The sequence below is a fragment of the Pseudomonas sp. S37 genome, from assembly GCF_016658545.1.
Lineage (GTDB): Bacteria > Pseudomonadota > Gammaproteobacteria > Pseudomonadales > Pseudomonadaceae > Aquipseudomonas.
Genome location: NZ_JACVZC010000022.1, coordinates 1 through 13,966 on the forward strand (window position 1 = coordinate 1; position 13,966 = coordinate 13,966).

The 13,966-nt window shown below is 61.5% G+C and carries 9 protein-coding genes; 4 read left to right on the forward strand and 5 right to left on the reverse strand.

The window, feature by feature from the left end; translation table 11 throughout:
* Positions 1-124: 124 nt before the first annotated feature.
* The 3 genes from secB to IAE39_RS10145 are packed head-to-tail and all read right to left on the reverse strand — an operon-like array spanning position 125 to position 1,319.
* Complete coding sequence (gene secB, locus IAE39_RS10135; protein WP_012274607.1) at positions 125-610, reverse strand: protein-export chaperone SecB; 486 nt, start codon at positions 608-610, stop codon at positions 125-127.
* Between the two features lie 39 nt (positions 611-649).
* On the reverse strand, positions 650-904 hold the full coding sequence (grxC, locus tag IAE39_RS10140; protein ID WP_003249204.1) for a glutaredoxin 3: 255 nt from the start codon (positions 902-904) through the stop codon (positions 650-652).
* Between the two features lies 1 nt (position 905).
* Positions 906-1,319: a rhodanese-like domain-containing protein gene (locus IAE39_RS10145; RefSeq protein WP_201201847.1), complete on the reverse strand. Its 414-nt coding sequence runs from the start codon at positions 1,317-1,319 to the stop codon at positions 906-908.
* Between the two features lie 208 nt (positions 1,320-1,527).
* Between IAE39_RS10145 and gpmI the strand changes: the two genes are divergently transcribed.
* The 4 genes from gpmI to IAE39_RS10165 all read left to right on the forward strand — a co-directional run bounded on the left by gpmI (position 1,528) and on the right by IAE39_RS10165 (position 6,780).
* Positions 1,528-3,063, forward strand: coding sequence for a 2,3-bisphosphoglycerate-independent phosphoglycerate mutase (gpmI, locus tag IAE39_RS10150; RefSeq protein ID WP_201201848.1), 1,536 nt, complete (start codon positions 1,528-1,530; stop codon positions 3,061-3,063).
* Positions 3,064-3,292: 229 nt separating this feature from the next.
* Positions 3,293-4,609 carry a murein hydrolase activator EnvC family protein gene (locus IAE39_RS10155; RefSeq protein WP_201201849.1) on the forward strand — a complete coding sequence of 439 codons (1,317 nt, stop codon included), beginning with the start codon at positions 3,293-3,295 and terminating at the stop codon, positions 4,607-4,609.
* Positions 4,610-4,687: 78 nt separating this feature from the next.
* Complete coding sequence (locus tag IAE39_RS10160; protein WP_201201854.1) at positions 4,688-6,004, forward strand: S41 family peptidase; 1,317 nt, start codon at positions 4,688-4,690, stop codon at positions 6,002-6,004.
* Positions 6,005-6,012: 8 nt separating this feature from the next.
* Positions 6,013-6,780: a divergent polysaccharide deacetylase family protein gene (locus tag IAE39_RS10165; RefSeq protein ID WP_201201855.1), complete on the forward strand. Its 768-nt coding sequence runs from the start codon at positions 6,013-6,015 to the stop codon at positions 6,778-6,780.
* Positions 6,781-6,806: 26 nt separating this feature from the next.
* Here the strand turns inward: IAE39_RS10165 and IAE39_RS10170 are convergent, their stop codons facing one another.
* Entirely contained in the window at positions 6,807-11,480 is a 4,674-nt protein-coding gene (locus tag IAE39_RS10170) for a dermonecrotic toxin domain-containing protein (RefSeq protein ID WP_201201856.1), read from the reverse strand.
* A 128-nt stretch (positions 11,481-11,608) separates the two neighbouring features.
* On the reverse strand, positions 11,609-13,555 hold the full coding sequence (locus IAE39_RS10175) for a BCCT family transporter (RefSeq protein WP_328825607.1): 1,947 nt from the start codon (positions 13,553-13,555) through the stop codon (positions 11,609-11,611).
* Positions 13,556-13,966: the final 411 nt, after the last annotated feature.

Consider the following 13,966-nt stretch of genomic DNA (forward strand, 5'->3'; position numbering starts at 1 on the left):
GCAGGCGGCTTGATCACCGTAATCGGTGTCCGGAAAAACTTGACCAGAACAGTTTACCCGCGAAGAGGCCCGCACAGGCAACAAAAAAGCGCCCCGAGAGGCGCTTTTTTGATAGCAGCAAACCTTACTGCACGGTCGGCACTTCGCCAGCTTCCTGCATGCGCTGCATTTCTTGCGCGTACAGGGCGTCGAAGTTGACCGGCGACAGCATCAGCGCCGGGAACGAACCGCGGGTCACCAGGCTGTCCAGGGTCTCACGGGCGTACGGGAACAGGATGTTCGGGCAGAACGCACCCAGGGTATGGCTCATCGAAGGCGCATCGAGGTTGGCGATCAGGAAGATACCCGCCTGCTGCACTTCAGCGATGAAGGCTACTTCGTCACCGTTCTTGACGGTAACCGACAGGGTCAGTACCACCTCGTGGAAGTCACCTTCCAGGGCTTTTTGCTTGGTGTTCAGGTCCAGGGCAACGCTCGGCTCCCAGGTCTGACGGAAGATCTGCGGGCTTTTCGGGGCCTCGAACGACAGGTCGCGCACATAAATGCGCTGCAGGGAGAACTGAGGGCTGTTGTCTTCTGCAGCAGCGCCGTTGGTCTGTTGGTCAGTCATGGCAGATCCTTATCCTAATGTTTTTGAATGCAGTGCAAATCAGGCCGCCAGCAGCGCGTCGAGCTTGCCGGCGCGCTCCAGGGCATAGAGGTCATCGCATCCACCGACATGGGTGCTGCCGATCCAGATCTGCGGCACCGACGTACGGCCGGCCTTCTGGCTCATCTCGGCACGAACCTGCGGCTTGCCGTCGACCTTGATTTCCTCGAAGGCCACGCCCTTGCTCTCGAGCAGGTACTTGGCGCGCATGCAGTACGGGCAGTAGTCGCTGGAATAGACGATGACGGGCTTCATATCACTTCACCAGGGGCAGGTTATCGGCTTTCCAGCTGGAAACGCCACCGCTCAGTTTGGCGGCGTTGTAACCGGCTTTAAGCAACTCGCGGCAGTGCGTGCCGGACTGCTGGCCCATCGCATCGACGATGATCAGGGTCTTCTCTTTGTGCTTTTCCAGCTCGCCCATGCGGGTAGCCAGCTTGTCCTGCGGGATGTTGACCGCACCGACGATATGGCCGGCGGAGTATTCCTTGGCCGGGCGAATGTCGATTACCAGCGCCTTGTCGGCGTTGACCAGGGCGGTCAGCTGGCCATTGCTCAGGCTCTGGCCGCCACGGCGGATTTCATTGATGAGCAGCAGGACCAGCAGAATGAGGAAGATCGCAACCAGGATGTAGTGATCTGTCGCGAATTGAATCAGGTGAGCAACCATCAGCGGTGTTCCAGGCGATTGAAAATGCCGGCCAGTATACACAGCCCCATGGTGCCACCAAAGCCCGACGGGCCGGCGGCAAAAGCAACCCTCATGTGGCTATCACGGGTGCGCCGGTCGGGGGAATGGGACGAATATTCGCCGTGGGTGGCGTATTTGCCCTAAAATGCGTTTCTTTATCATCTTTGAACAACCGTGAGTTTGATTGATGACGAGTACGCCCAAACCCCTGGTCCTGATCATCCTGGATGGCTTCGGCCACAGCGAAACCCCCGAACACAACGCCATCTTTGCCGCCAATACCCCGGTTTATGATCGCCTGCGCGCCACCCTGCCGCATGGCCTCATTTCCGGCTCGGGCATGGATGTCGGCCTGCCGGACGGGCAGATGGGCAACTCCGAAGTCGGTCACATGAACCTCGGCGCCGGTCGCGTCGTGTACCAGGACTTCACCCGGGTGACCAAGGCCATCCGCGACGGCGAATTCTTCCAGAACCCGGTACTGACCGGCGCGGTAGACAAGGCAGCGGGTGCCGGCAAGGCCGTGCATATCCTCGGCCTGCTGTCCGACGGCGGCGTACACAGCCATCAGGACCACCTGGTGGCAATGGCCGAACTGGCCGCACAACGTGGCGCCGAGAAAATCTACCTGCACGCCTTCCTCGATGGCCGCGACACCCCGCCACGCAGTGCGCAGTCGTCGATCGAACTGCTCGACGCCACCTTCGCCAAGCTGGGCAAGGGCCGCATCGCCAGCCTGATCGGCCGCTACTACGCGATGGACCGCGACAACCGTTGGGACCGCGTCAGCGCCGCCTACAACCTGATCGTCGACAGCGCCGCCGAATACACCGCGGATACCGCCCAGGCCGGCCTGGAAGCCGCCTACGCCCGCGACGAGAGCGACGAGTTCGTCAAGGCCACGCGGATTGGCGAAGCGGTCAAGGTCGAAGACGGCGATGCCGTGATCTTCATGAACTTCCGTGCCGACCGCGCCCGCGAGCTGTCGCGTGCCTTTGTCGAGCCGGACTTCACCGAGTTTGCCCGTGCGCGCCTGCCAAAGATGGCGGCTTACATCGGCCTGACCCAGTACTCGGCGAAAATTGCCGCACCGGCTGCCTTTGCGCCTTCCAGCCTGAACAACGTGCTGGGCGAATACCTGGCAAAGAACGGCAAGACCCAGCTGCGCATCGCCGAAACCGAGAAATACGCCCACGTTACCTTCTTCTTCTCCGGCGGCCGCGAAGAGCCATTCGAAGGCGAAGAGCGCATTCTGATCCCATCGCCGAAGGTCGCCACCTATGACCTGCAGCCGGAAATGAACGCACCGCAAGTGACTGACCGCATTGTCGAAGCCATCGCGCAGCAGCGTTTTGACGTGATCGTGGTCAACTATGCCAACGGCGACATGGTCGGCCACACGGGCGTGTTCGAAGCCGCGGTGAAGGCCGTCGAAGCCCTGGATACCTGCGTCGGTCGCATTGTCGAGGCCCTGGACAAGGTTGGCGGCGAAGCGCTGATCACCGCCGACCATGGCAACGTCGAGCAGATGGAGGACGAATGCACCGGCCAGGCGCACACCGCGCACACCACCGAACCGGTACCGTTCATTTATGTGGGCAAGCGCAACGTGAAAGTGCGTGATGGCGGCGTGCTGGCTGATGTGGCACCGACCATGCTGAAGCTGCTGGGGCTGGAGAAGCCGGTGGAAATGACCGGGACTTCGATCCTGGTTGACGGCTGATCTCTGTTAAAGGGGGCCGCTTTGCGGCCCATCGCGACGCAAGGCCGCTCCTACAGGGGACCGCGTGATCACTGTAGGAGCGGCCTTGTGTCGCGATCGGGCTGCGCAGCAGCCCCCGATAACACATGAATTCCAGACAAACGCCCCCCTGCACCCGCAGCGAGGCGTTTTTTTTGCCTGCCCAGGCGGGCATACTAGGCCAGTCTCCATCCTTGGTACGCCAAACCCCATGCTTCGCGCCCTGATTCTCCTAGCCCTGTCTTGCCTGCTCAGCCCGGCATTCGCCGATGAGCGCGCACAGACCCAGCAGCAACTGGACGCCACCCGCCAGGACATTGCCGAGCTCAAGAAAACGCTGGGCAAGCTCCAGGAAGAAAAGGCCGGTGTGCAAAAGGACCTCAAAGCCACCGAGACCGACATCGGCAACCTCGAAAAGCAGGTAGAGGGGCTGCAGCAAGAACTAAAAAAGACCGAGGGCGAGCTGGAGCGCCTTGATACCGAGAAAAAAAAACTCCAGAGCGCCCGCGTTGAACAACAACGGCTGATCGCCATCCAGGCCCGTTCGGCCTACCAGAACAATGGCCGCGAGGAATACCTCAAGCTGCTGCTCAACCAGCAGAACCCTGAGAAGTTCGCCCGCACCCTCACCTACTACGACTACATGAGCAAGGCGCGCCTGGAGCAACTGCGCACCTTCAACGAGACCTTGCGCCAGCTGGCCAACGTCGAACAGGAAATTTCCAGTCAGCAGCAACAACTGCTGGCCCAGCGTGCCGACCTCGACAGCCGACGCCAGGCCCTGGAGGCCGAACGCGGCAAGCGCCAGCAGGTACTGGCCAAGCTCAACAGCGACGTGAAAGACCGCGACCAGAAGTTGCAGGCCCGCGAGCAGGACCAGGCCGACCTGGCCAAAGTACTCAAAACCATCGAGGAAACCCTGGCCCGGCAGGCCCGCGAAGCTGAAGAGGCACGCAAGAAAGCCTTGCTGGCCCAGCAGGAAGCGGAAAAGCGCCGCCAGCAGGAAGCCCTGGCGGCCGCCGCTGCCCGCGACCGGGCACGCGAACCCGCTGAACCGGTAGAACCGCCGAAAAAGGCCAGGACTACCCTCGGCCCGATGGTTTCCAGCGATGGCGCCAACTACGGCGGCGCATTTTCTGCAGCTCGGGGCAAACTTCCGTGGCCAGTCAATGGTCGATTGCTGGCACGCTTCGGTGATGCCCGCGGCAGCGACGCCCGTGCCAAGTGGGACGGGGTGATGATCAGCGCCAACCCGGGCACCCAGGTGCGTGCGGTACACGGCGGGCGCGTGGTATTCGCCGACTGGTTGCGCGGCGCAGGGCTTCTGGTCATTCTCGACCATGGCAACGGTTACCTGAGCCTGTACGGCCACAACCAGAGCCTGCTCAAGAGTGCCGGTGACATCGTCAAGGCCGGTGAAGCCATTTCCACCGTTGGCGACAGCGGTGGCCAGGACGCAGCAGGCTTGTACTTCGCCATCCGCCAGCAGGGCCGGCCTACCGACCCTTCGCAGTGGTGCCGGGGCTAGTCAAATTTCTACGGCGTAGCCTGAATGCTGCGCCGATGCTCCCCTGGGAGCGCTTACAGGATCAGGAGTTCGTTCGACATGCTGCACTCGCCTCGTCTCACCCAGCTGGCCCTGTCCATCGCCCTGGCGGTCGGTGCGCCCCTGGCCACGGCTGCGGAGCCGGCCAAAACTGCTGCCGTACCCGCCACAGAGGTGACAGCCAAGGCGCCCTTGCCGCTGGAAGAACTGCGCACCTTCGCCGAGGTCATGGACCGCATCAAGGCGGCCTACGTCGAACCGGTGGACGACAAGACCCTGCTGGAAAACGCCATCAAGGGCATGCTCAGCAACCTTGACCCGCACTCGGCCTACCTCGGCCCCGAGGACTTCCAGGAGCTGCAGGAAAGCACCAGCGGCGAGTTCGGCGGGCTGGGCATCGAAGTGGGCCAGGAAGACGGCTTCATCAAGGTGGTCTCGCCCATCGACGACACCCCGGCCTCGCGTGCCGGCGTGCAGGCCGGTGACCTGATCGTCAAGATCAACGGTGCCCCGACCCGCGGCCAGACCATGACCGAAGCGGTCGACAAGATGCGCGGCAAGGTCGGCGAGAAAATCACCCTGACCCTGGTGCGCGACGGCGGCAACCCGTTTGACGTGACCCTGGCTCGCGCAGTCATCCAGGTCAAGAGCGTGAAGAGCCAGTTGCTGGAAAACGACTACGGCTACATCCGCATCACCCAGTTCCAGGTGAAGACCGGCGACGAAGTGGGCAAGGCCCTGGCCAAGCTGCGCAAGGACAACGGCAAGAAGCTGCGCGGCGTGGTGCTGGACCTGCGCAACAACCCCGGCGGCGTGCTGCAATCGGCGGTGGAAGTGGCCGACCACTTCCTGACCAAGGGCCTGATCGTCTACACCAAAGGCCGTATCGCCAACTCCGAGCTGCGCTTCTCGGCCGACCCGGCCGACGCCAGCGAAGGCGTGCCACTGGTGGTGCTGATCAACGGCGGCAGCGCCTCGGCTTCGGAAATTGTCGCCGGTGCCCTGCAAGACCAGAAGCGTGCCGTGCTGATGGGCACCGACAGCTTCGGCAAAGGCTCGGTGCAAACCGTGCTGCCACTGGCCAACGACCGTGCCCTGAAGCTGACCACCGCACTGTACTTCACCCCCAACGGCCGCTCGATCCAGGCCCAGGGCATTGTCCCTGACATCGAAGTGCGCCCGGCCAAGCTTACCGCTGAAGTCGATACCGACAACTTCAAGGAAGCCGACCTGCAGGGTCACCTGGGCAACGGCAATGGCGGCGCCGACCGCCCAACCGGCAGCAGCAAGCGCAAGGAGCGCCCGCAGGATGACGACTTCCAGCTGAGCCAGGCCCTGAGCCTGCTCAAAGGGCTGAACATCACCTCGGGCAAATGATCCTCACGATGCGTTACCTGCTGTGTCTGTTGTTCTGCCTATTGGCCGGGGTCGCGCAAGCGGCGCCGGCCGGCAAGGCCTACCTGAGCATCATTATCGACGACCTGGGCCAAAGCACCGAGCGTGACAGCCGCACCCTGGCCCTGCCCGGGCCGGTGACCATGGCGATCATGCCCGACACACTGCACGCTACCGACTTCGCACGCCAGGCGCACAAGGCTGGCAAGACAGTAATCCTGCACATGCCCATGGACCCGGCCACCGGGCCTTATGCCTGGCACCCCGGCCTGCCCGTCGAAGAGCTGGCCCGGCGCCTGGACGCCGCGCTGCTCAAGGTGCCCTACGCTGCCGGCATCAACAACCACATGGGCAGCCGCATGACCGCCCAGCGCGAGCCGATGGCCTGGTTGATGGGCGAGTTGCAGCGGCGTCACCTGTTCTTCGTCGACAGCCGCACCAGTGCCGCCACTGTGGCGGCAGCCGAAGCACAGGCACAGGGGGTAGCGCATGTTTCACGCGATGTGTTCCTGGACGACGTACGCACCCCCGAGGCAATTACCGGGCAGTTGCAGCAAGGCATTGCCTTGGCGCTCAAGCAAGGTTCGGCGGTGCTGATCGGGCACCCTTACCCACAGACGCTCGAAGTGCTGGCACGCGAGCTGCCACGCTTGAAAAGCCAAGGGATCACGTTGGTCAAACTGCCACAGATGATCGCCGAGCGAAGCAATCAGGCCATGCCTGCACATGGTAAGCATGGCCGCTACAGCAACCGCTGAACGGCCTGCCTGCTCAAACGAAACGCTCAACCGAAAGGAATGATCCCCCTGGCCTGCTCCAAGGTCAGCCTGCCACGGTGTACCCGCTCTCCCGCAGCAGATTCCGCGCGGTTGCTCATGCTGCGCTGGCGCCACGTCTTCAGGTGACCGCGTGTGAACTCCGTGGAATAGGCATCAGCCGCCGGGAAGTGGAAATGCGCCACCCACAGGTTCCGACCCTGAGCATCACCGGGTTTGGTCAAGCGCATGATTTTGTACTCGTCGAACGCACTGCCGTCCTTCATCGTTTTTCTGGCGACGTATTCGACCTTGATCAGGCCCTGCTGGTGCAGGAACTGCAGCGCCTGGGCAGAGGGGTAGTGTGTGCCGGTATAGAGAGCCGTCAGTTGCAGGTTCTTTTCCGACCGTAGCCGGTCCGCGGCACTTTCCAGTTGCCTGATCAGGGCTTCGCCAGAGCCCTGTTCACGCAGGTCGGCCACCACCCTGTCGAGCTTCCCGAGCTGCCCGTCGAACAGCTGGGCGAGCAAGCCTGCCTTAATGTCGTTCGCGACATAGTCTTTGGCCTTGATGTCGATCACGGCATTTTCGTCCAGCAGCGCTTGTACACGCATGGCCAGATCTGTGGTCGGGGCAGGTTCAGTCGATGGCGCGGGCTCGGCTTGTCGTTGTCGCCATTGGCCGTCCAGCCAGTCAAATATGGCCAGCACTTCGTTAGAATCAGACTCGCGGATCTCAACGATACGCTGCCCATCTTGCTCAACCTCACTTCCGATCAGTAACTGCCCTTCGTTGTTGCGTACCACCCGATGCAGCTCGCTGGAGGCGAGGTAAGGGATGCGCTTGCCTGATGCCGCAGAGCCGTCCTGCTCCTGAACGGCTTCGACCAGACGACGGCCAGCATCCAGCTTGAGCTTCTCGATATGCTCTCGATATCGCCCTAGCATGGCGGGTTCTATCAGTTTGCCTCCGTGTTTCAGGATGCTGCCACTGTTGAGTAATGCTGCCGAGTACTCGTCCCACGCCTCCTGCAAGATGACAATGCGGTCCTCAGCCGAAAGGTTGACGAAATCGAGCACGCCATGCGCACCTGCGGCGTTGCGCAGTGACAGCCCCTTGATTTCGCTTCTGTAGGCATCAAGCGTGGCACTTACGCCAGGGGTATCACCCTGCAACGACAGTTCAGCCAGGGACATAGCCTGATTGAAACGCATCTGAACAGTCGTGACTCTGCGCCAGGAGATCATTTGCCTGACCGTAACCCCAGCGTCGCCCATTACCCCGATAACCCGGAGATCCTCAGGAGCATCAGCCAACAGACTATCCAGACGAACGTGCGCCAAAAGCATACGGTCCTTGAACCCAGAGAGCTCCTCAAGCTTGGTACGCCACGCCAAATAGGTTTTGGGGAACGCCTCCACAGGGCAGACCTTGAGGCGTTGCTGCAATTGAGTAAACTCCTGCGGCTCAGCCAAAATCTTTAGTTCCTGGAGTACAAACTGGCTGTCGCGGATCAACCTGTACCTGAGTACCTCCTCTGTCTCCGGAACGATCTCCCCCCAATTCCCTGCCGCGCGCTCAGTGCTGTACTTTCCCTCTTGCATGGCGGCCAGCAACGGGAACAGTTGCTCTTCCTTGACAAGTACCTCCTCCAGCTTGGCGATGGTTTCTTTGCGCAGCGTTAGAAGGTCCGCTTTCCATTCGGCAATGCGCTCGTTGTAGCGGGTAATGAGTACCTGCCTGTTAGCATCCCCCCCCTCCCCTTGCTCATTCACTTGCGTCTGCGCGCTATCCCTAAGTTCTATAAGCTTTTCAAGCTTATCGCGCAGCTCAATGATGCGTTTACCTCGTGCGCCAAACTCATCTCGCAAACTGCGGGCTTGCACCTCAAGCGCGTTTGCAGCTGAACGCAGTTTTTGGAAGCGCTTGCTGATATTTGCACTCCGGCTGCTGGCCTCCATGCCACCCGACAGGTCAAGGCCTGCATCCACCCGCCAGGCGCCCTCGGAATAAAGCAGCCGTGGCCCATGGTTGCCTTGCGGATCAACCACGCGCACGCCGTCGCTCGACAGCTCCACGCAATAGACCTCCCCGGCAAAGCTAGCATAGTAGCGATCACCAATCTGATAGAGGCCTACAGCATTACCCACGGTGTGAGGGCTGACGTTGTTGAGCGACACGTTTGAACGCATGGATCGCAGCGCTTGCCTCTGCTGCGGGGGCAACCAGTTGAACCCTTGACGGCCCCGCCAGGAAAAATCTGTCCATGTACCGGAATAGCTAGGCAATACCTCGCCAGTGCTTTCGGTGCTATGCAGTGGTTTTACCGCCAGTTCCGAAAATGCCCCGCTCTGCGGCAGCGGGTATTCGAATGCCGAGGCATCAGGGAACCGGGCTGAAGGGGTAGCATCCCGTTTGGGCTGGCGCGCATGCAGCAGTGTCATGCCCATGTTCAGCAATAGGTCGGCAATTGCAGCAGAGCGCTCGAATTCATCGCCCTGCTCAAGCGCCTGAAGGTCAGATTGCAAGGTGCTCAGCAGTTGCACCAGCCAGGCCACGCTGGCCACCGGGCCGCGAACAGCCAAGGTCGCCACATTGAACAACAGCCACGCGCCCTCGCACAGGGTTTGCCAGCGGCTTTCGGCATTGGATACCGATTGCTGGTCGGCCAGCATCACCAAGACGTCGCGGCTGGCCTCGTAGAGCCTTTCATCTACATTGTTGCGCCAGAACTTGATATCCAGCACTGCGGGTTGCGGGCGTTGGGGCAACGCATAGGGGTCGATGCCAATAGCACTGATGTGCGGCTCACTGAAGCCGCCGTTGTCATAGATGCTTCGCACGGCCGGGTCCATCCAGTCCAGAATGCTGCCCTGCAACAGCGCAGATTCACGTACATGCTCCAGCAAGGCTGGCAGACCTGCATACTCACGCAGCGTTTCCTGGCTGAACAACGGGCGGTAAAGAAGCACCAGCGAAGGCTCAGCGCAAAACAGCAGGTACATGCAATGCACGGAGTCACGCTGGCGGGATGCCGGGCTACGCTTGAAGGCCAAGGGGATGAGCATCATCCGCGGGATATCCGGGTCCACATGCCCTGCGCAATAATCGACGACGCATTGCAGCCCGCGCTCCGACACCTTGCCGTCAAGCTTGCCAGCGACAGCGCTGTGCAGCAGCGCGCTGCGCCACTCTCTCGCAAAACGCCGTATCCGGTCAGGCTTTTGGGCATTGTCATCAAGCTGGCCTGCGACATAGGCGGGATAGCGGCCACCGATGTCTACCTGGGTAACAAGTTGCCTGGCAACCTCAGCGGTCAGCCAGCGCGGCGCGTCACTGCCATCCCGTCGGCGGACCCCTTCGATAGCCGCACCCTTGAGGGAGGCAAGGTTGCCAATGGCGAACTCGGTAAGGCTCTTGCTGCCCACAAATACCAGAGGCTCGCCGCCACCTGCGCCAACTGCCGAGCCGCCGGGCTCACCACGCGCCAGGTACAGGTCCAGTAGCAAATCATCAGGCGAGCTGTCATCACCATGGTCGGCACGTATCTGCTGACCCAGTTGCTCGCGGGCATATTCGTTCAGCGCCTGCACGCCATCCAGTGCAGAAGTGCCATCCGAGTCGAGCTGGTCCAGCGCAAGTTGCAACAAGGCAGCCTGGCAGGCAAAGCTGTTTTGAGCCGTGCTTCTGCGCCAGCCGGGGGGAGGCTGTACCGTAGAGGTATCATCGGCATAGCTGATAAACCAGGAAGACGGGTCGCTCAACCGGGCAAAGCGCTGCTCAAGTTCCGCGAGATCGGTAACGCGCCGATAGGCTAATCGCTCAACCTTGTGAAACAAGGCTTCGAGCAACAGTGAAACCTGTTGGGCAAAAACATTGCCTTCGGCCGGGTAGTGCTGCCAGCTCATCTGCTCAAAGCTGTAGCGTTGCGCGAGCTCGTCACGCAGGGCCAGGCCGAATGCGCTCAACGAGTCGAAGCTTCGCACCACGCCTGACGGCGCGCACCAAAGCAGCACCTGCTGCTCGTCCCACTCGCCGGTCACCAGCAAATGGCACGACGTTTCCTCGTAAGCCACCGTAGCACTGGTCAATGTGGTCTTCACCAACCACACCAAGGGCTGGTCTGCCCCGCCACGAATCAGCCCGCGAATACAGGCCTGCGCGTTTTTATCCAGCGCCTGCAACGGCAAACCGCGCAGCAGCGCAGCCTTGAGCAGCAGCTGTAACCAGCGGTCGCGGCTTACCCCGGCACTGCCCTGGCTGTTCCAGTAGGCCAGTTGCGCCTCACAGAAGTACTGGGGCAACTGCTGTACAAGCTGGTTGAGCGCACCCGACAAACCGCTCAACTGCCGCGTATCGAACTCACTGCTTGAACCCGCGAAGCGATGCGTGGCCAACAAGCCCAGGTTATGGTGACGCCCCTCGAGAGGTTCGATGTCCAGGGGCTGGGAGTCGAGCAGTGCTTGCAGCACACGGTCGACCAACGGTTGGGGCGTCCAATAGGCCGTAGCCGGGTCGGGGCTGTCCAGCATAAGCGGGTCAGCATTGGTCAGGGCTGGGGTTACATACGCCAGCCAGGGCAGCTCAGCCAGCAGCAGCTTCAGCAACTGTTCACTGGCAACCTGCCGCAGCGTCGGCCGGTCAGCAAACTGCTGCGCTGCAGCGTATTTGAAGTCGAAGGTAGGAATGTCGGGAGCGATCATGCAGCAGGCCTCCAATGGGGAAGCCGGTAGGCTGCTGCAAGCAATCACTGGGCCCGCGCTACATAATGCTCGCCCATGAAAAAGGCCTTGCTCTCTCAAGCAAGGCCTTCGGCATTACAGCTCAGCTATCAGCTGTACACACGCCCCAGCAACTGGCGGTGGCTTTCGAACTGGTCCAGCACATCGCGTACGATCTGTTCTGGGGCAAAGCCCATCAGGTCGTACTCCTGGCTGCCATCGTGCAGGTACACCTCGGCACGGTAGAAACGCTGGCGCACTTCCGGCTCGCCTTCCACCGGTGCTTCGCTCGGTGCGGCCATGTAGCCGTCCAGGCTTACTTCATAGACGAACGGATTGCCCTCTTCCATCATCACCCGCAGGCCCATCATGTTGCGCGACTGGCCAACCCGGGTTTCCACCTCGAAGCCCAGGGTCTGCAGCTGCGCAGCGGCTTCTTTCAGGGCTGGAGTGACCTGCTTGTCCATGAAGCGCTGCACCACGGCCTGGGTCGGCTGCAGTTCCAGCTGGGTCAGGCGCTCGCTGAAGCCGCGGCGGCCACGGGCAGCCAGCTCGGCACGCTCCTGCTCGACCGCCACGTCCTGCTTCATGGCCTTGTACAGGCCGAACATGAACAGCACCAGCACCACCGAGAACGGCAGGCCTGCCAGCACCACCATGGTCTGCATGGCTTCGAAGTTACCGGCAAACAGCAGGCCAATGGTGACCAGGGTAATGACCACCGACCAGAACACCACCATCCAGTGCGGGGCGTCTTCGTCGACCTTGCCGCCTTTGCACGACAGGTTGGCCATCATCACCGCGCCGGAGTCGGCCGGGGTAAGGAACAGCACGAAGCCGACGAACACCGCCACACCGATCACGATCTTGGCCGCCGGGAAGTATTCCAGCAGCTGGTAGATCGACATCGACGGTTGTTCCAGCGCGGTCTTGCCCAGCTCCACGGCGCCCTGGTTGATCACCAGGTCCAGCGCGGTGTTGCCGAAGATCGACAGCCAGGCCAGGGTGAAGCCCAGCGGGATCAGCAGCACGCCCATGACCAGCTGGCGCACGGTGCGGCCCTTGGATATACGGGCAATGAACATGCCGACGAACGGGCCCCAGGAAATCCACCAGGCCCAGTAGAACACGGTCCACAGGCCCAGCCAGCGCTCGGACTTGCCGGCTTCGCCTTCGTACACGTACAGGTCGAAGGTTTTCAGCACGATACCGTTCAGGTAGTCGCCGACGTTCTGCACGAAGCCGTTCAGCAGGTGCAGGGTTTCGCCACCCAGCAGCACGAAGATCAGCAGGCCGCTGAACAGCATGATGTTCAGGTTGGACAGGCGGCGGATGCCGTTTTCCACACCCGAAACCGCCGCCACCGTAGCCACGCCGGCCATGACCAGAATCACCACCAGCAGGTTGGTCTTGCTGTGGTCCATGCCGAACAGGTATTCCAGGCCGGACGACACCTGCATCGAGCCGATGCCCAGGTTGGTCACCAGGCCCAGCAGGGTGACGAACATGCCGAAGATGTCCACGGCATTGCCCGCGGCACCTTTGACCCAACGCTCGCCGACCAGCGGGTACAGCGCCGAGCGCAGTGCCAGCGGCTGGTTGTGGCGGTAGGCGAAGTAACCCACGGCCAGGCCGACCAGGGCGTAGATCGCCCAGCCATGCAGGCCCCAGTGCAGGAAGGTAAGTTGCAAGCCCTGGCGCGCAGCTTCGAGGCTGGCCGGGGTGCCTTCCGGTGGGTTGAAGTAGTGGTCCAGCGGCTCGGAAGCGCCGAAGTACAGCAGCGAGATACCGATACCGGAGGAGAACAGCATGCCGGCCCAGGCGCCGTAGCTGAAGTCCGGCTGGTCGTCCTTGCCGCCCAGCTTGAGGCTGCCGAAGTCGGAGAAGGCCAGGTAGACGACAAACACCAGGTAGCCGCAGATGACCAGCATGTAGTACCAGCCAAAGGTACGCGTCAGCCACTTCTGGGCCACGCCCAGCACCTGGCCGGCGGTTTCGGGTACAGCGATCAGCAAGGCAGTCAGAACAAGGATCATCAGCGCGGAGGTGAAGAACACCACGCGGTTGACCCGTACCCTCTCGGCGGGGGGCTTGGTAAGTGAGGCAGAACTCATTGCACGAATGCTCCGGGCAGTACGGCTGTGGAGGCTAATCAGTCTTTCCCGAGCAATTGGTGGAATATCCCCACTGCGTCAGGTGTTATAAAAGCACCCTGGAAACCGTGATCCCGAATCGATACGTTGCAAAAAAACAGACAGGTGGCCTGCTGAAAATGCCACGCCTCATGCCGAGGTGCGCGCATTCGTCACAGATCACCCCGCCCGCTCCAAGGGCCTGTCGCAGGGCCAGCGGCCACACGGCAGAATCTGCATTTCGCATCGCTCATGCCCGTCAACGCCTTGTATTCCGGGGGTTACGCGATTTCCTGGGGTGTCAATCCATGCCTGCTCGACAGCCTGAAAAACTGT